Genomic DNA, 19,277 nt, shown 5'->3' on the forward strand with positions numbered 1-19,277 from the left:
TTATTAGTGTGCTCGAGTTTGTATTTGTTCTTCAACTAAGATTTTCTTTTTTAAATATAGAACTCTATCTGATAGCAGGAACGCTCATTGGTTTTTCTCTATTTTTATTTGGCGTTAGTTTGTTTTATGATGTTGTTAGATCCATTTGCTCAAAAGCTAATTTTAATCCCACGAGACGAAAATTTATTAAATTTTGCTTTGATGTGACATTTGTCATTTTTGTAGTTGCTTGCTTTTTGAAAGGAATTTTTAATGCACTTACTCCGCCAAAGATCAGACAGATTAGTATAAAAATAAAAAATTTACAAAGTGATCTAAAAATAGCTATGATAACAGATGTGCATATTGGTGAGTTTTTACAAAAGGATTTTGTGGCTGAGCTTGTAAAAGAGATAAATTTAGCTAGACCAGATCTAGTCGTGATAGTTGGCGACTTGGTTGATATGAGAGCTGAACTTATAGGGGATTTTTTAGATCCATTAAAAAATCTTAAAAGCACTTACGGCACCTTTTATGTCCCTGGCAATCACGAATACTACCACGGAGTTGATGGGATACTAGAAAAAATTCGCGCTCTTGGCATTAGGGTGCTTGGTAATAAAAATGAAAAAATAGCTGGTATAAATTTAGCTGGGGTCTATGATCTAGCTGGCATAAGGTTTAAAAATTTAGAGCCAAATTTAGACGAAGCACTAGCTGGACGCGACCCAAATTTGCCGACCATACTACTCTCTCATCAGCCAAAATTTATAAAAACTATGCAAAAAGATGTCGATCTAGTCCTTTGCGGTCACACGCATGCTGGACAAATTTTCCCTTTTAGTATCCTAGTTTTGCTGGATCAGGGTTTTTTACATGGGCTTTATAAGATTAATGATAAAATGCAAGCTTATGTTAGTAGCGGTGCAGGATTTTGGGGACCTCCGGTTAGGATATTTGCTCCTAGTGAGATCGCTATTTTAAATTTAAGCAAGGACTAAAATGAACAAGGACAATCTCTTTTCTCAAATTTTTGGCAAGGTGGCAAAAATAAACTTTTTTAAGCCGCTTCAAGAGCTTATCAACTCCTTTTATATAAAGCTGTTTAAGATCGATATGAGCGAGTTTAAGCCAGCAAATGAGTATAAAAATTTAAACGAACTTTTCACTAGGGAGCTCTTGAAGCCAAGAGAATTTGACGCAGCAGATGAGATATTTATTAGCCCAGTTGATGGTACCTGCCTTAGTTTTGGCACCACAAACGAGCTAAAAGCCTTTAGCATAAAGGGCATGAGCTACGGCGTAAAGGAGCTTTTGGGGCAGGGTGAGCTTGAGGGCGAGTTTGACTTTGCCAACATCTATCTTAGCCCAAAAGACTATCATCACTATCATGCGCCTTGTGATATTACGATAAAAAAAGCGGTCTATATCCCAGGTAAGCTTTACAGTGTGGCAGTAAAATGGCTTAGCAAGGTCGATAGCCTTTATACCAAAAACGAGCGTGTAGCGCTACTTTGTGAGATGAAAAATGGCAAAAAACTTTGGCTAGTTTTTGTGGGTGCGCTAAACGTTGGTAAGATGAAATTTTGCTTTGATGATCGTATCCAGACAAATGCGATGGCAAATTTTACGCAAATTTATGAATATGAAAATTTACACATCAAAAAGGGTGAGCGTCTTGGAAATTTCGAGCTTGGCTCAACTATCGTCATACTTAGCGAAAAAGATGCGATCGAGTACAACCTCTTTGAAAACAAAGAGCTTAAATTTGCTGAAGCTATCGGTAGGATAAAAGAGTAAATTTGATCCAAAGTTAGCCTGACGCCAAATTTATAGGCTAGTTAAATTTCTATTTTTACCTATGCCGTTTTAAGAATAAATTTGATCTACTATTGGCTTAGATCAATTTAAAAACCTGCAAATCCTTAGCTAGAATTTGATTAAATTAAATCAAAGCGGCAAATTTACCAGCAAAAATTTAAATTTTATCTCACATAAATTTACTAAAGATGCAAGCCTAGAAATTTAGTTCAAATTTACAAGCTAGCCAAACACTCAACTCTTAAATTTTATAAACTTAAAGTTGTTCTTTAGTTCATTTTGGGTCGAATTTATCTCGCTAAGCTCTGATTTTACGAAGTTTGTAAGCTCTATCTTGCTCACACTTGGAGATAGGATTTTTATATACTCTTTTTGATTTTTAAGCTCCAAGTTGTTGCTAAAAAGTAGCACTCTAGCATCTAGCTTTAGCCCCGATCTAAGCTCAGATATCGTGGCTATTAGCTCTTTTATATCAAAGCCCTCCGCTACTTCATCCACAAGCGCTAGCGAGCAAGGTTTTGTCTTTATCTTTATCAAAAGCTCGCTAAAGCTATTTGCGATCTCAAGCGTGTTTTGAAACTCGCCAAGAGCGCCAGCAAATATCTTATTTTCAAGCTTCGTGCTCTTGTAAATCACTATATTTTCATTTTTGCTAAAGTATCTATTTTCTTTGCTTGGCTTATAGTTTTTTATAAATTTAGGCAAAATTTGATTTAGATCATCTTTGCTAAAAGGCTTTCTGATCTTCTCATCAAAAGCAGGTAGCAACTCTCTTTCAGGGATATTTGAGGTGTTTGAGACCACAGCGACTAAATTTAACTTCTCTTCTTGAAGCGATCTTATCTCTTTTACGAAATTTGCCACGCCATTTTCAAAAAAAGAAGCATCGATAAAAACCGCGTTAAACCTATTTAAAAGCAGTGCTTGCTTAAGCTCTTTATGGCTGCTAACGCCTATGACTTCGCAGTCTAAGAAGCTAAAAGCGCGCGAAAACATCTCAAGACTAAGCGGATTTTTATCGCATAGTAAAAAGAGCACTTTCTCTTCAGTCAAGCTCTCGCCCTTGTTCTTCTCCATATAGACAAGCCGCGCAACGCTAAGTGGCGTGAGCGGATCTTTTAGCAAGACCGCATTTTTTATATTTATATTTTTACTAGCACTCTGCCTTGCAAAGACGATGTCGTAGTTTTTCGCTAGTGCTTGGTTATTTGAGATAATATTTTGAAACCTAAGCCCCATATCTTCTAAAGTAGCTGCGAAAAATTCATTGTATTTTGCATTTATATCAGGCAAATATGCGATCCTTAGCTCGTGATTTAGGCTGAAATTTTGCAGTTTTTGCACCTTTTTTAGGCTAAGGATAAATTTAAACTCATTGCCAGCTCCGCCAAGCGTGCTTATATCAAGGTTTGAGTTAAAAAGCCCTAGATAAAAGCTAGCAAGTCTGAGATAAAACTCGCTCTCTTCATCGTTTATCTCGCTTTCATCTTCTGCGCTTAAAGCCTTTATCTGCTCTTCGTTTATGAAAATTTGATTTGTCCTTATCTTTGTTTCGATGAGCAAAAGACCACTTTGGCTAAGGGCGTCGCTGACATTTTTTATCTCCACTATCAAGTTGGCAAATTTATCGCATTTTGTCACGATAGCTTGCATGATAGAGCCAAATACAACGCTTATCTTCTCGCTATCTCCCTCTAGCTCGTCGCTAATGTTTGCGTCAAGATAGGTTAAGAAATTTAGCTTTTTCTCTTGCGTAAAAGGTATCTGCGCTTCAAGTATGTTTGAAAATAAAATTTGTGGGTTAAATGGCTTTAAATTTAGTCCAACTTCGCCATTTTTGCTATCAAGCAAGCCTTTTATATTGCTATAATTTAGCGCGATTATTTGGCTATTTTTTTCTAAATTTTCAAAAAGAAGCTCATTTTTTACCACATTTTCATCTTTTTTTAGGGTAGCGACCGAGCTAAAGATCTGCTCTTTTGCTTGATAAAATTTCTTACTTAGCCTAACAAGCAGTCTATCTTTTATCGCAGCAAAGCTTCTTTCTTGCTCATACTTTTGAAGTAGCTCTTTATATAGGGTTATGAAATTTTCTATTAAATTTTGTGGATTTCTATCCCCTCTTTTTAAAATCTCATCTCTTATAAGCTTCATTTTTTGGTTTAAATTTTCTAGATCTTTTAGCCAGATGTATGTTTTATAGCCAGCGTAAAAGAGCCAAAGCGATAGAAAAAACATCAAAAATGTTAGACTAAGCACCTTTACTCTAAAGTTATCATTTAGTCTCTTTAGCTCGTCACTTAAGATATTTGCTATCTTGCTAAAGAGCTTGGCTCTATTGCTTTCAAAGGTATATATCTGCAAAATTTCATCACGTGTTAGCTCATTTTTTAGCTTTAGCTTAAGGCGGATCTCGTCATAGCCCTGAGAGGTCTCTATATTATCAAGCCTATCTATATCTCTTATTATGTTGTCTTTTATGTCGCCATTTGGGAGTAAATTTGCATTTATATCGTTGTATTTAAGGCTATCTAGAGATTGTTTTAACGAACTTTCGGTAATTTTTTCTTTACCCATAAGCACAGCCAAGATATGCTCTTTTGTGGTATTTACGTTTTGAAGTAGCTCATAGGCTCTGATTAAAGAGAGTATATAACGCTTCATATTAATATCTAAAGCAACATCTCTAAATAAAATTTGCCCACTTTCTACGACAGAATTTGCTAACTCAACAAAGCTAAGAAACGAGAGATTAGAGCTCTCCCAACTTGCATTTGCGTTTTTTAAAACTTCATTTAGCCTATCTCTTATCCTTTTATCATCTGGTGTGTTAGAAAGAGTGTTTGATAAACTTTTTACAAACAAATTCTTAGCAGCATTTGCCTCTCTTAAAGCCGTCTCGTCTTGTGGCGACCTAGTTTTTTCATATCTTTCGTAAGCTATTCTTTCTGAAACGATCGCATCTAAGGTTTTTCTTATCAAACTTTCTCTTTTTACCTCGCTATTTATGTCATAAGAGATCCTAAATTTATCAAAGTAGAGCACGCCATTGTAAAAGCAAGCCAAAGCCGCCAAAAATATCGGCAAAAGAACCAAAAATTTACTAACTCTCATGGCCAAGCCTTTTTGAAAATTTATTGCAAAGCGTGCTTATTTCGCCTAGTCTTTCATTGATATGAGCGATCTTTTTCATTTTGTTTGGTCTGGTAAGTAGCGCATCGAAATTTGCCACAAGCGGAGTGATCTTTAAATTTAGCGCTGGCTCTTTTAATATCTTTATGCTCTCTTCTAAAAATTTAGTATCTCTTGCTTGCACCGCACTTTGGATAAAGATCATCTTGTCTTTTGCCTTGCTTAAAAATATACTAAGATAGGTCGCAAACTCGCTTTTGCTTAAATTTAAAAAGCTAGCCGTCTCGCTAAACCAGCTCTCGTTTAAAACCTCTTCTTCTTTGTCTAAAAGCTCTTTTTCATCTACCTTTAAATTTGGCAAGCGAAGTTTGGTCTTTGCTTTCATCGCAGCTTGCTGGTTTTGGCTGTAAATTTCTGTTTGATCTAGGATTAGAAGCTCGAAATACTCTTCGTTTTTTACTGAGCTGATCTTTGAAAATTTAAGTGTCGCATTTAAAATTTTGCCGTTTTTAGTCTTTAAATTTACTCTTAAATTTGGTCTTTTAGCTAGATAATCTATAAAAACTCCAGGCTCTTTGTAGTCTAAAACTAGCTCGTCAATGTCTTTATGCTCGCTTAAAAACTCCCTTATATCTTTAAATTCAAGCAGACCAAGAGAGATATCTCCCATCGCCAAAATTTGACCGTTTTTGTCGTATATTATCACTTCAAATTTCCTTCTTTGAGCGTTAAAAGCTTTGCTGCTACGCTTTTGTTTGTTATTTTTGCCACTTCGTCTAAATTTGCTTCGCTGATTTTATCAAAACTTCCGTAAAAGCTTATTAATTTCGCGATACTGCCCTCAGATACGCCAGCTTGTCTTAGCACTGATCTTTGCATATCGTTTTTCTGCCTTGTTTTTCTGTGAAAACTGATGACAAATCTATGGCTCTCATCGCGCATTTTTTGGAAAAACTGCAGCTTTTTATCGCTCGTGCTTAGGCTAAAGCTGCCATTTTTTGTATAAATTTTATCTTTCGCCTCGCCCTTTGCGCGGTGAGCTTTGGCGTCTATTTTCTCTTTTGAGATAGCGATCACATCGACGTTTGCCCCGCTGCTTGCTAAAATTTCGCAGGCTAAGCTTAAAAGCGCCTCGCCGCCGTCAATAACCCAAAGATCAGGCGGGCCAAGCTTGTCAAACCTAAGCGCTCTGGCAGTTAGGCTCTCTCTCATCTGATCGTAGTCGTTTTTAGAGCTTAGGTGCATGTGGCGGTAGTTTTGCTTCGCCCACTCGCCATGCTCATAGCGCACCATCGCCCCCACACTTGCCTCGCCAAAAAGGTGCGAGTTGTCGTAAGCCTCGACCACGTAAGGCGTGTGAGCTAGATTAAAACACTCTTTTATCTCGTTTAGTAGCTCGTTATCGTGTGTTTTTAGGTATTTTTCGATGCTAACTTCGGCGTTTTTGGTTGCGATCTCACAAATTTTACGCTTATCACCTATTTTTGGGCAAGTGATGCTAAATTTACGTCCAAATCTCTCGTTTAAAATTTCCTCCACCAGCTTGCTATCTTCAAAGTCCTCATGGACGTAAATTTTGGTGCTGATTATTGGCTGGCCAGCGATGAAACTTTTTAAAATAGCCTGCTTATAAGCCTCGTTTATCTCGTCTTTTTGAGCGTTTTTAGCCTGCGTGATATCGGTTTTTACGCCCGTTATCTTGCCACTTTGCACGCTAAATCTCACCGCGCAGATCATATCATGCACACAAGCGACCGAGTAGGCTTCAAAGTCCTCAAGCTTGGCTAGATCAACCTCGACCTTTGTTTGCATATTTTTAAGCGTTTGCATCTTATCTCTAGTCGCGGCTGCTTGCTCGTAGTCTTCGGCCTTGGCGTAGTTTAGCATGAGCTCTTCAAGACGGGCGATTAACAAATTTGGATTTTGAAGGGCAGTGATAGCCTCGCTTACTATTTTAGCGTAGCTCTCTTTTGAAATTTTGCCCTCACATGGGGCGTAGCAACGTTTTAGCTGGTGAAAAAGGCAGGCTTTTTTGCCTTTTATGCAGGACTTTTTCTGAACTAGGTTGAAATTTAGATAAAGTGCCTCAAGTAGTTCGCCAGCTCCACTAAAATATGGCCCAAAATAGCGGATATTTGAGCCTTTTACCACCTTTCTAGTGATCTCAAATCTCGGAAATTCGTCGTTTAAATTTATAAAGATATAAGGGTAGGTCTTGTCGTCACGAAGCAAGATATTGTATTTTGGCTTAAGCTGCTTGATAAATGAATTTTCTAAGATAAGCGCGTCTGCCTCGCTTGGCGTGACGATGTATTCAAGATGCACAGCCTCGCTTATCATCTTTGAAATTCTCGGGCTTAGCTTCTCAGCTGGTGCAAGGCTTGGGGTAAATTTAAAGTAGCTTTTGACCCTGTTTTTTAAAATTTTGGCCTTGCCGACATATAAAAGTCTGTTTTGAGCGTCAAAATATTGATATACGCCAGGCTCGTTTGGTAGCGTTCTTATCTCGTCTATTAGCATCTTGCCTGCTCATTTTTCTTTAGCAAAATTTCTCTTAGCTCTTCAAATTTCTTATAAATTTGCTCATTTGTGGCTAAATTTTTAAACTCGCCCTTGCTTGCTGGCATGATGAAATTTGAGCTTTGCGTAGGTTGTGGGGTGAAAAATTTTAGATATTTGCTCACGATAAATCTTATATTTTCTTCTTTTTTGTTTTTTATATAGTTGATCTCGCTAAGCGGTTTTGGCTTAATGACGCTTGCAAAAATGCTATCTTTTTTGACCTTGCAAAAGGTTTTTAATAACTCTTTTATATCATTTATACTACTATCACGTCTAAGCTCTAAAAGCCCCGAGGGATGAGTGAGAACGAAGGTTAATATACCTTCTCTAACATAGCAAAAAGCTATATAAAATCGCTTTGCTTTACCCATGAGGCGAAGAAGCTCTCGGCACTCGTCTGCCATGCTTAATTTTTCTTTATACAAAGGATTTTCGTGGATAGCATCTATCATAAATTTAGCGTTTTTCATAAGGCAATCTTATCATCTTTTATTTTAATTTTCGCTCTTTTTGCACTTAGTGGCTGCGGCTATAAGGACGATCCATTTTACGGCGATGCACCTGTAAAAGAGAAAAAAATTGACAAGATCAATAAAATTTGATCTTAAATTTGGCGTAAGATAAAAATGTAATGCGAGCTTAATAAATTTAACTAACCTAAATTTTAGGCTCATTTAAGTAAAATACGCAAATTTTTATCTTACAAGGAGAGTATATGAGGTTATTTGGACTTCTAGGTTTGTTTTTTGCTTTAGCCTTTGGTGCTGACGGAGAAGCTGCGGCTATTGACTTAACTACTACATGGGCGGGAATTTTATCGCTTATCATTTTTGTTGTTGGATACTTTTTCATAGCAGCAGAAGAGAATTTTCACATCGACAAGGCAAAACCTGCCATATTTATCGGCACTTTTATGTTCCTACTCATCGGCGTTTATATGCTTATAAATGGCATGGATGTGCATTTGCTAGAGCACGAGGTAAACCACCTGATCCTAGAGATAGCTCAGATTGTATTTTTCTTAATGGTAGCGATGACATTTATCGAGGCACTTGTTGAAAGAGATGTGTTTAACGCGCTTAAATACAACCTAGTTTCAAAAGGCTATACTTATAGAAAGCTATTTTGGCTAACTGGCATTTTGGCATTTTTCATTAGCCCAGTGGCTGATAACCTAACAACAGCGCTTATCCTATCAACCGTTCTTTTAACGATAGATAGAAATAATACAAATTTCCTAGTCGCAGGTGCTATAAATATCGTCGTAGCAGCAAACGCAGGCGGAGCGTGGAGTCCATTTGGTGACATCACTACACTTATGGTTTGGGCAGCTGGCAAGTCACCGTTTTTAGACTTTTTTGCACTTTTCCCAGCGTCATTTATCGGCTGGTTTGTAACTGCATTTTTACTTTCACGCGTCGTGCCAGTTGGTAGCCCGCACTTTGACCCAGCTACTGAGCCAAAAGTGGTCATGAAAAAGGGCGGTAAAGCGGTTATCTTTATAGGTGCATTTACTATCTTTTGTGCAGTTATGATGCATCAGTTATTTCACTTACCAGCGATGTGGGGTATGATGTTTGGCTTCTCGCTACTTAGCCTTTATACATATTATTTCAAAAAAGCTCACAAAGACGAAGAGCCTATGAATGTCTTTCACCATATGTCAAAGATCGAGAACAACACTCTATTTTTCTTCTTTGGAATTTTATCTGCAGTTGGTGCTCTTCACTTTGCTGGATTTTTAAATTATGCTGTGTCACTTTATGATAAATTTGGCTCAACACCTGTAAATATCGGTGTTGGCTTCCTTTCAGCAGTCGTTGATAATGTCCCTGTTATGTCAGCTGTGCTAAAAGCAAATCCAGCCATGGGGGCTGATGTTGGTGAGTCTATGAGTCAGTGGCTACTTGTGACACTTACAGCTGGTATCGGTGGTTCAATGATCAGTTTTGGCTCGGCAGCTGGCGTTGGAGTAATGGGTAAATTAAAAGGAATTTATACCTTTGGTGCGCATATGAAATATGCATGGATGGTAGTTTTAGGATACATCGTATCACTCATTGTTTGGTATGTGCAGTTTGAAATTTTTCACATCTACTTTTAAAAGGTTATAAATGAACAATACGATTATAGTTTTGGACTTTGGTTCGCAGTATACTCAGCTAATAGCTAGAAGGCTAAGAGAAGAGGGAGCTTATACTGAAATTTTGCCATTTAACGCAAAACTAAGCGATATAAAGGCGAAAGATCCAAAAGGTATCATTTTAAGTGGTGGTCCAGCTAGCGTTTATGCTAAAGATGCTTACTTTTGTGATAATGGCGTTTTTGAGCTAAATATCCCTATACTTGGCGTTTGCTATGGCATGCAGCTACTTGCTCACACGCATGGTGCTGAGGTTTTAGCAGCTGATCACAAAGAGTACGGCAAGGCTGAACTTAGCGTGATAAAAGAGCACGATCTTTTTAAAGATACACCTTCAAAACAAATCGTATGGATGAGCCATAGCGACTATGTAAAAGACCTACCAGAGGGCTTTGAGGCGATTGCGGTCAGCGAAAATTCGCCTTATTGCGCCTTTGGTGATGATAAACGTAAATTTTATGCGATCCAGTTTCACGCAGAGGTACAACACAGCGAGTATGGCACGCAAATTTTAAAGAATTTTGCTAAATATATCTGCGGATGCGAGAGCACATGGAATATGGGAAGCTTCGCTAAAAATAAGATAGAAGAGATCAGAAAAACAGTGGGCACTCACAAGGTGCTTTGCGCAGTTAGTGGTGGTGTGGATAGCTCTGTGACTGCGGCACTTTTAGCAGCTGCTGTGCCTGAAAATTTGATCCTTGTCTTTGTTGATAACGGACTTCTTAGAACAAATGAAAGAGAGCAAGTTGAAGCTACATTTAGAACAAAGCTTGGCGTTGAGCTAGTTAGCATAGATGCGAGTGAGATATTTTTAGGTCGCTTGGCTGGCGTCGTTGATCCTGAGAAAAAACGCAAGATCATAGGCGAGACATTTATAGAAATTTTTGAAAAAGAGGCTAAAAAGCATGGCGATGTGAAATTCCTAGCTCAAGGCACTCTTTATACTGACATCATCGAAAGCTCAGTTGTTGGCTCAAGTAAGACGATAAAGAGCCACCATAACGTTGGAGGCTTGCCTGATTGGATGACATTTGAGCTAATAGAACCTTTAAGAGAAATTTTTAAAGACGAGGTTAGAAAGCTAGGACTTGAGCTTGGACTAAGCCGCGAGCTAGTCTTCCGCCATCCTTTCCCAGGACCTGGCCTTGCTATCCGCATCATGGGCGAGGTGAATAAACCAAGCCTTGAGCTACTTCGCAAAGCTGATGTGATCTTGCGCGATGAGCTAAAAAGTAGTGGCTGGTATAACAAAACTTGGCAGGCATTTTGCGTGCTTTTAAATGTAAATTCTGTTGGCGTAATGGGCGATAACCGCACCTACGAAAACGCTGTTTGCGTGCGTGTAGTCGATGCGAGTGATGGCATGACTGCAAGCTTTTCAAGGCTTCCTTATGATCTACTTGAAAACGTAAGCCGCCGCATCATAAACGAGGTAAATGGCATAAACCGCGTAGTTTATGACATCTCAAGCAAGCCACCTGCAACTATCGAGTGGGAGTAAACCTAAAAATTGGGAAATCTGTCTATAAATATTGTTGACTTGTTCTCAGGAGCTGGTGGTCTAACATTTGGATTTTACTATAAAAGGAATATGAATAAATTTATAAAAAATGATAAATTTAATTTTTTGTTTGCAAATGAATATGATAAAAATGCTGCAGCTGCTTTTAAATTAAATTTCCCAAATATAAAATTGTTAGATTGCGATATTAAAGAAATTGACAAGAAAAAAATAAAAGATAATGGAATTGATATAAGTTGCGTTGATCTTGTTATAGGCGGACCACCTTGCCAGTCTTATAGTACCGTAGGTAAAAGACAATACGATAATAGAGCTATTATGTACAAGGAATATTGCAGGTTGCTTAGTATTCTAAAACCAAAAATGTTTATTTTTGAAAATGTGAAAGGTTTGCTTACTATGAAGAATAATATTGGTAGACCTGTAATAGAAGACATCTGTGAAATGTTTGATAATATAAGAAATACCAGCGGCTATAAAATACATAAAAAAGTTTTAAATGCGGTAAATTTCGGCATACCGCAAAATAGGGAGAGAGTATTTATAGTCGGTGTAAGAAAAGACGTAGATCTAGCATGGGAATTTCCGGATGAAATATTAACTGATTGTGATACATTTTTAAGTGTGGAAAATGCATTGTCGGATTTGCCGCCACTAGGATTAAACGAAGAAAAGAGAGAATATTTAACGGGTCCTAAAAATATTTACCAAGAACTTATGAGAAACAACAACGATGTTTTAACTAGTCATAAGAGCGGTTCTTACGGCAAGAAAATTCAGGGCGTTATAAATGCCGTAATAGAAGGTGAGGGGCGAGAGTATATAAACAGCTTGGTAGATAACAAAAAGTTGCCGTCAGAATATAGACTCACTTCTGGCTACAAAAATACATATGGAAGGCTATGGTGGAATAAACCGTCTACAACGATAACGAATAACTTAGGAACACCTTCGTCTCTACGATGTATACATCCAAAAGAAAACAGGGCGCTTACCACAAGAGAAGGGGCTAGATTGCAGTCGTTTCCTGATTTTTTTAAATTCTACGGTGGTAAAACTCAACAAAATTCCCAAGTCGGTAATGCCGTACCTCCTTTACTTGCTATTGGCCTTGCAAATGAGGTGGCAAAAAGTTTTTTAGCTTATAAAAAAAAGTATGAGAAGGGATAGTGATGCAAAAAGTAGAATTTTCTTTCGGATGGCTTGCTTTAAAATTACTAGGCAAAAGCCTTTATTCAAATGCTTGGAGCGCTATTTCAGAGCTTGTAGCAAATGGTTTTGATGCAAATGCTAAAAATATATATATTTATATAAATATGATAAATAAATCAAAATCTCTTGTGGAGATTATTGATGATGGTATCGGTTTGGATGAAAATAGCATTAGTATCTACGCGAAAGTCGGTTACAACAAAAGATTGGAGCAAGCCCCAGAAGTACTCGAAAACTATAAAATGATGGGCAGAAAAGGTATAGGAAAATTGGCGGCACTTTATCTTTCCGAGAGATATTTTATATTGTCTAAAACAAGTGCTGGAGTAGTCAATAAATGGGAAATGAACTATAGCGAAAACAAAAAAGACGAAAACGAAAAACCTTTTTTAAGATTAATAAACGATACAGAAACAAAATTACAATCTAATCAAAATTGGGAAAAAATTAAGACTGGCACAGCGTTGATATTGGAAAATGTAAATCTAGAGGGACTTGGCGAACGAGCGCTAGATAGCTTAGAAAACAAGTTAGCTAATATATTTTCGTTGGATTCTATGATGGATAGAAAGATTTTTCTAGCAATTGTAAAAAAAGATAGTGAAGAACCTATATTTAGACCGATAGAGAAAAAAATAGCATTTAAAAATATGGCTTTTATAGATTATTTTCTAAAAGATAGCCAACAAGGATTAAAAGAAACTTTTTACAAACTACTCAAAGAGGATTCTAAATTCAAAATAGAGTCCAAAAAGAGAGATAAAGAATATCTTTTTGATAGAAAGATTGAGTTACTTGATAAAAATAAAGTTAGTGGAAGCGGGGAATTTACTGACGAGCAGGGCATCAAAAAAAGTAAGCAATATACTTTAAATGGATGGATAGGTATACATAGTACGATAGACAATAAAATAGCAAAAGACAATGATGTAAACTTTATAAAAAATACTTTTTATAATCCAATCCAGCTCAGGTTATATGTTAGAAATAAGCTCGCGGTAGAAAATTTCCTAAACTACTTAGGTAACACTCAGGCTTTCGTTAATTATATAGAGGGTGAAATACACTTTGACTTATTAGATGAAGATGATTTACCAGACATTGCAACTTCAAATCGTCAAAATTTAGATGAACATGATGAAAGGGTCGCGTTGTTGGTAGACATTGTAAAAAGTATAATTGGTGATTTGATAAGCAAAAGAGAAAAATTAGCAAACGACATAAGGGATAAGGATAATAAAAATTTTGATAAAAGAAAGAATAATTTTATAAAAGAAGTAGAAAATGAACTAAAGGAGCGTTTTCCCAACGAACCATCAGAGCAAGTCAATGAGTTTACGATGATCGTATCCAATAAAGTACAAGGCGACATGCTAAAGGATAAGTATAAAATATTTTTATCCCACTCTAGTCGTGATAAAAGATTTACGGACTTTATATATTACTTATTAATAGAAAAATGTGGAGTTAGAAAGGATGAAATATTTTATACCTCTGTACAAGATGCCGGTAAATTTACGGTCTTAGAGCCATTAAAAGATCAAATAAGAAGTAGTATTACGGATGATAATGTACTGCTGATGTATTTAGCGAGTAAAAATTATAAACAAAGCGAATATTGTATGTTTGAAGGCGGTGCGGGATGGGCTACTAGGGGAGTCGGAGATTACATACTGATGTCTTTATCTTATAATGAAATACCGAAATTCCTTACGAACGGGAAACTTGAATTCACGTTTATTAAAAATAATGAAATTGTATTGAGCAAGGAAACATACGATTTTATTATAAACAATGTGTTGAATGTAATAATTGAACATTTAAACAAAAGTAGGGATGAAAATGAAAAAATATTATTATTCAATAAGTCTAATTTCCCGACAGATATAGAGATGAGCAATGTTGGAAAGTCCGCTTGCGATTTTATGGATAGAGATTTAGTGGAGTACTGGAAGAACTATGTGGAAAATGGCATAAGTGACAACAATGTAAGCATTGAGGCTTTTATAATTGGCAGGAACAAAGACGATTCTAATAAATAAATTTAAATACTATTTAAGTGTTATTAAAGCTTAACAAAAAATACATGACCTTTATCAACAAATCGTCCAAAAACTTTAGCTACAATGACGCGTGAATTTACGAAAGGAAGAAAAATGAGTAAAATTTACAATCTAAACGCTGACACGAAAGTGATCGCAAAAAGCGTCGCTAGCAAGAGAATTTTTGATTGCGAGAACACTCACGTTTTGGCGCGTTAGGCTTTGAAGCGGGAGAGAAACTCATGAGGCTTGCCTCTATGTGTAGAGGAGATAATGATACATTTAATGTAGATATACTAAAAGAAATAGGGAAAAATATAATAAATCTATAGGGCAGGTTATGCCAAGGTGGTTAATTCAAAGAGATGTCATTGTTGTCCCAAAATCTGTAAAGAAAGAGCGTATGAAACAAAATAGAAGTTTTTGATTTTGCTTTTACTGATGAAGATATATTAAAAATTGCTATGCTAGATACAAAAAGAACACAGTTCATGATCCGCAAGACTTAGAAACTGCAAGATGGATTGTGACATATAAGATGGAAGAAAAAATAAATATGAATAGTTAAAAAGGCACCAGCAAAGGTGTCTTTTATGTATAAAGGCTAAATTTAGATTATATCTAAAATGCAAATTTGAAAGTTGCAGTATTGCTGCATACAAGAGAAAAATAAAAGCTTTGCAAATGCTTATTTTATAAATTTATATGAATAGCGAGAGCGGTTTAAGATTTAAATTGTTATTGCTATCTGGATGATTTTCTAATAAAAAAGTAAAGATACTTTTAGAAATTCCCAGCTAGTGCCAGGAATTTCTAATAAATTTAAGGCCTAAAGTCTTGTTTTCATCTTTTCGAATTCATCTTGTATGACTTGCTCGTGCGGTTCGCTAGTCATTTTATTTATCGCATCGCCCCAGATACTGACCATGATGATGGCTAGACTTGAGGTTAAAATGCCTGGCAAAATTTCATAAACATAGGCATTTAGCCCTGATGCTATCCAAAATATTACGGTCGCACCGCCAGCTATCATGCCAGCAAGTGCTCCAAGCGCACTCATACGTTTCCAGTAAAGGCTAAAAAGAAGCACCGGACCAAAACTTGCGCCAAATCCAGCCCAAGCGTTACCAACGACGTTTAAGACATTATCTGTTGATAAAAAGGCAAGCACTGTGGCGATTAGTGCTACGACCACGACTGCATAGCGGCTGATCGCTGTTTGCGTGCTTTGGCTCACCTCTTTTTTATAAAAAGCAAAGATGAAGTCTTTTGTGACCGAGCTTGATGTGACTAAAAGCTGGCTTGAGATGGTGCTCATGATCGCTGAAAGCACGGCTGAGATGATGATGCCTATAAAAAATGGTGGGAAAAGTAGCTCACCAAGTTTTAAAAATACGGTCTCAGGGTCGCTTAGTCCGCCTCTTTGGCTAAAATAAACAAAACCGATAAGTCCGCTCATAATTGCACCTAGTAGGCCGATGCTCATCCAGCCAATGCCGATCCTTCTTGCCTTTGCAAGCTCTTTTGAGTCACGTATCGCCATAAATCTAACTATGATATGTGGCTGCCCAAAGTAGCCAAAGCCCCAAGCTAAAAGACCCAAAATGCCCCAGAAAGTCTGATCTCTAAAAGGATTTAGGTGATTTGCATCAAGTCTGCTTATCTCTTTTATCAAATTTGTATCGCTTGGCAGGTCTAAATTTAGATATGCCACGACTGGGATCGAGACTAGAACACAAAACATCAAAAGTCCCTGAAATGCGTCGGTTATGCTAACGGCTTTAAATCCACCAAAAAACGTGTAAAAGACCACGATACAAAGCGTAAATATCGCGCCATATTTAAAACCTATGCCAAAAAAGCTCTCAAATGTCTTGCCACCAGCGATGATGCCACTACTTACGTAAAGTGTGAAAAATATCAAGATGATAAGACCTGAGATGATCCTTAAAATTTTAGTCCTATCTTTAAAGCGGTTTTCTAAAAAGTCTGGTATCGTGATGCTATCGCTTGCAACCTCAGTATAGACCCTAAGCCTTTTTGCTAGAAATAAGTAGTTACAGTAAGCTCCCACGATAAGACCAGCTATCATCCAGACATTTGCAACGCCAGTTGCGTATAAGGCCCCGGGCACGCCAAGTAGCATCCAACCACTCATATCAGAAGCGCCAGCGCTAAGTGCGGTGACGACTGGACCCATTTGACGGTTATCCAGTAGATACTCGTTCATACTTGCGTTTTTATCGTAGAAATATCGTCCAATAAAGAGCAAGAAACCAAAATAGATGGCGATGGCTAAATAAGACCCAAAGCTCATAAAATTCCTTTCAAATAAAATAAAACGCTTATGTTATTATAAAATCATTTAAATTTCAATGAGCGGGCTTATTCCTTAAAAAATTTTAAGCAAAATGATATATTTTTTTTCGTATCATTTAAGGCTACATTTTAAAGAAAGGATGAAGTTGAACGCTCAAAATTTAGCCAAATTTCTATTTTTTATAATAATTGTCTCATTGGGCGCATATTTTTTCTACCCAAGGGAGCTTAGCGATGCTCAGCAGCTAGCCTATATCAAGAGCTACGGAGTGACGCTGGGACTTACTATCGGTGGTGTCGCCATAGGTATTACGCTTGGATTTATCTTAGCGTTTATTAAATTTCTAAATATCAAAGTTATAAATTTTATAATAGACGAATACATCGACATCTTACGTGGAACGCCTGTAATACTTCAACTTCTTATATTTTCAGTGGTCATTTTTGCCACTTGGAGTGATAACTTCTATGTCGCAGTGATCGCACTTGGCTTAAATAGCTCAGCATACGTCGCTGAGATCGTAAGAAGTGGCATAAATAGCGTCGATAAAGGTCAGATGGAGGCAGCTAGGGCGATGGGGCTAAACTACTACGTTTCGATGCGTGAGATAGTCTTTCCACAAGCTACTAAAAATATCTTGCCAGCGCTTGCAAATGAGTTTATATCGCTTTTTAAAGAGACCTCAGTCGTTGGCTACATAAGCGTTGTTGATATTACGATGCAAAGCAAGAGCCTTCAAGCGGTCTTTTACAGCCCAGAGCCAGTCATTTTTACGGGCATTGTATATTACGTGAGCGTTAAATTTTTCACCCTTTTGGTGAAACTACTTGAGAGGAGACTAAATCGCCATGATTGAGATTAAAAATTTAAACAAAAGCTATGGCGATTTGCGTGTTTTAAATGACATTGGCGTTGATATCAAAAAAGGCGAAGTCATAGCGATAATTGGTCCAAGTGGTGGCGGCAAAAGTACATTTTTGCGCTGCATAAACCGCCTTGAAGAGCCAGATAGTGGGCATATCAAGATAAATGGCGAAGATATCCTCAATAAAAAATCAGACATAAATAAAATTCGCCAAAAAGTGAGCATGGTGTTTCAGCACTTTAACCTTTTTGCAAACAAAAACGTCTTGCAAAATTTAACTCTAGCTCCGATAAAAGCTGGGATCTTAGACAAAGAGAGTGCCGAGAAGAGGGCAGATGAGCTGCTAAAGAGCGTTGGGCTAAGCGATAAGAAATTTGCCTACCCGCACAAGCTCTCAGGCGGTCAAAAGCAGCGTATCGCCATCGCTAGAAGCCTAGCGATGGAGCCGGAGGTGATACTATTTGACGAGCCAACGAGTGCGCTAGACCCTGAGATGATCGGCGAGGTGCTTGATATCATGAAAGATGTCGCAGCAAAGGGTATAACGATGCTTGTGGTGACCCACGAAATGGGCTTTGCAAGAAACGTGGCAAATAGAATTTTCTTTATGGACAAAGGCAAGATAGCAGTTGATGACACGCCAAAAAATGTCTTTACAAATCCGCAGCATGAGCGCTTAAAAGAGTTTTTAGGCAAAATTTTAAACCACTAATAAAGGATAAAAATGAAAAATTTATTAAAAGTTTTAGCGTTAGGGTTGGCTCTGTTTTTTATAGGTTGTGGTGATGATGGTGGCAAAAAAACCGTTGCAAATGCGCCAGAAGCTAGCAAAGAGGTAGTTTATAAGGTGGGTTCAAGTGCTGATTATCCTCCATTTGAGTATCTTGATGATAAAAATCAAATCGTTGGTTTTGAGATCGATCTTCTAAATGAGATCACTAAAAAAACTGGGATCAAATTTGATGTAGCAAATATGAGTTTTGATGGGCTAATACCAGCTTTAAAAACAGGCAAGATCGATATCGCGATAAGCGGCATGAGCGCGACTGACGAGAGAAGAAAGTCTGTTGATTTTACTAAGCCATATTATTTTTCAGAGAATTTATTTATCCGCAAAAAAGGCTCAGACGTAAATAAAGACAACCTTAAAGATAAGAAAATTTCAGCTCAAGTTGGCACACTTCAAGAAGAGGCAGCTAAAAATATCACAACTCAGTCAATCCCAGCTGAAAATGTAGCCTCTGCTATAATGTCACTAAACGCTGGTAAGATCGACGTTGTGCTAACAGATAGCCCGATAGGTATAGAGTATCTAAAACAAAATCCAGACCTAGAGGAGTTTTTAAGACTTCCTGACGGCACAGAGGGCTTTGCGATGGCATTTGACAAGGGAAAACATACTGATCTTATCAAAAAGATAGATGCTGCGATCGAAGAGCTACAAAAATCTGGCGAATTTGACAAAATGCTCGCTAAATACGGCCTTAAGAAGTAACTCTCAATACAAATTTGCAAGAGGCAAAATGCTTCTTGCAAAAAATCTCACAAATTTCTAATTTATAAATTTTAATATTATTTAAATATATTGTAATAAAATTGTCAATTTACTTTAAGGAGAATGCAATGAAGTCACTCAGGATGAGAACGGCACTTGTGCTAAGTGTCATGCTTTTGGT

14 protein-coding genes are annotated in these 19,277 nt (G+C 37.3%); 9 read left to right on the forward strand and 5 right to left on the reverse strand.

Features of this window, described 5'->3' with window-relative positions:
* Positions 1-2 precede the first annotated feature (2 nt).
* Together G6W42_RS07965 and G6W42_RS07970 are read left to right on the forward strand one after the other, a co-directional pair.
* A complete protein-coding gene (locus tag G6W42_RS07965) occupies positions 3-980 on the forward strand; it encodes a metallophosphoesterase (RefSeq protein ID WP_346010469.1) in 978 nt (325 codons plus the stop codon).
* Between the two features lies 1 nt (position 981).
* Positions 982-1,779, forward strand: coding sequence for a phosphatidylserine decarboxylase (locus G6W42_RS07970; protein WP_194173590.1), 798 nt, complete (start codon positions 982-984; stop codon positions 1,777-1,779).
* Between the two features lie 255 nt (positions 1,780-2,034).
* Here G6W42_RS07970 and G6W42_RS07975 read toward each other — a convergent pair whose 3' ends face one another.
* Genes G6W42_RS07975 through G6W42_RS07990 form a run of 4 tightly spaced genes read right to left on the reverse strand, consistent with a single transcriptional unit; the run spans position 2,035 to position 7,964 of the window.
* Entirely contained in the window at positions 2,035-4,914 is a 2,880-nt protein-coding gene (locus G6W42_RS07975; protein ID WP_194173591.1) for a hypothetical protein, read from the reverse strand.
* The gene (locus G6W42_RS07980; RefSeq protein WP_194173592.1) at positions 4,904-5,638 is read right to left on the reverse strand and encodes a hypothetical protein; all 735 of its coding nucleotides are present in this window, start codon (positions 5,636-5,638) and stop codon (positions 4,904-4,906) included. The genes G6W42_RS07975 and G6W42_RS07980 overlap by 11 nt, the downstream gene beginning before the upstream one ends.
* Entirely contained in the window at positions 5,635-7,452 is a 1,818-nt protein-coding gene (gene uvrC, locus G6W42_RS07985) for an excinuclease ABC subunit UvrC (RefSeq protein ID WP_194173593.1), read from the reverse strand. Before uvrC ends, G6W42_RS07980 begins: the two co-directional genes overlap by 4 nt.
* Positions 7,446-7,964 (reverse strand): hypothetical protein, encoded by a 519-nt coding sequence (locus tag G6W42_RS07990; protein WP_194173594.1) that lies wholly within the window; start codon positions 7,962-7,964, stop codon positions 7,446-7,448. The genes uvrC and G6W42_RS07990 overlap by 7 nt, the downstream gene beginning before the upstream one ends.
* A gap of 245 nt (positions 7,965-8,209) precedes the next feature.
* Between G6W42_RS07990 and nhaD the strand changes: the two genes are divergently transcribed.
* The 4 genes from nhaD to G6W42_RS08010 are packed head-to-tail and all read left to right on the forward strand — an operon-like array spanning position 8,210 to position 14,416.
* Positions 8,210-9,598: a sodium:proton antiporter NhaD gene (gene nhaD / locus G6W42_RS07995; RefSeq protein WP_194173595.1), complete on the forward strand. Its 1,389-nt coding sequence runs from the start codon at positions 8,210-8,212 to the stop codon at positions 9,596-9,598.
* Positions 9,599-9,608: 10 nt separating this feature from the next.
* The gene (guaA, locus tag G6W42_RS08000) at positions 9,609-11,141 is read left to right on the forward strand and encodes a glutamine-hydrolyzing GMP synthase (protein ID WP_194173596.1); all 1,533 of its coding nucleotides are present in this window, start codon (positions 9,609-9,611) and stop codon (positions 11,139-11,141) included.
* Positions 11,142-11,180: 39 nt separating this feature from the next.
* Positions 11,181-12,332, forward strand: coding sequence for a DNA cytosine methyltransferase (locus G6W42_RS08005; RefSeq protein ID WP_242042728.1), 1,152 nt, complete (start codon positions 11,181-11,183; stop codon positions 12,330-12,332).
* Between the two features lie 2 nt (positions 12,333-12,334).
* Positions 12,335-14,416, forward strand: a complete 2,082-nt coding sequence (locus tag G6W42_RS08010) for an ATP-binding protein (RefSeq protein WP_194173597.1) — start codon at positions 12,335-12,337, stop codon at positions 14,414-14,416.
* An 829-nt stretch (positions 14,417-15,245) separates the two neighbouring features.
* On the opposite strand, the gene putP is transcribed toward G6W42_RS08010, so the two are convergent.
* Positions 15,246-16,733, reverse strand: a complete 1,488-nt coding sequence (gene putP, locus G6W42_RS08020; RefSeq protein ID WP_194173598.1) for a sodium/proline symporter PutP — start codon at positions 16,731-16,733, stop codon at positions 15,246-15,248.
* 142 nt (positions 16,734-16,875) lie between these two features.
* Between putP and G6W42_RS08025 the strand changes: the two genes are divergently transcribed.
* From G6W42_RS08025 to G6W42_RS08035, 3 genes are read left to right on the forward strand one after another with little or no spacing between them, the layout of a single operon-like run.
* The gene (locus G6W42_RS08025) at positions 16,876-17,592 is read left to right on the forward strand and encodes an amino acid ABC transporter permease (RefSeq protein ID WP_194173599.1); all 717 of its coding nucleotides are present in this window, start codon (positions 16,876-16,878) and stop codon (positions 17,590-17,592) included.
* Entirely contained in the window at positions 17,585-18,313 is a 729-nt protein-coding gene (locus tag G6W42_RS08030) for an amino acid ABC transporter ATP-binding protein (RefSeq protein ID WP_194173600.1), read from the forward strand. Before G6W42_RS08025 ends, G6W42_RS08030 begins: the two co-directional genes overlap by 8 nt.
* A gap of 12 nt (positions 18,314-18,325) precedes the next feature.
* The gene (locus G6W42_RS08035; protein ID WP_194173601.1) at positions 18,326-19,096 is read left to right on the forward strand and encodes a basic amino acid ABC transporter substrate-binding protein; all 771 of its coding nucleotides are present in this window, start codon (positions 18,326-18,328) and stop codon (positions 19,094-19,096) included.
* The last annotated feature ends 181 nt before the right edge of the window (positions 19,097-19,277 follow it).

The sequence above is a fragment of the Campylobacter concisus genome (assembly GCF_015230015.1).
GTDB classification, from domain to species: domain Bacteria; phylum Campylobacterota; class Campylobacteria; order Campylobacterales; family Campylobacteraceae; genus Campylobacter_A; species Campylobacter_A concisus_AF.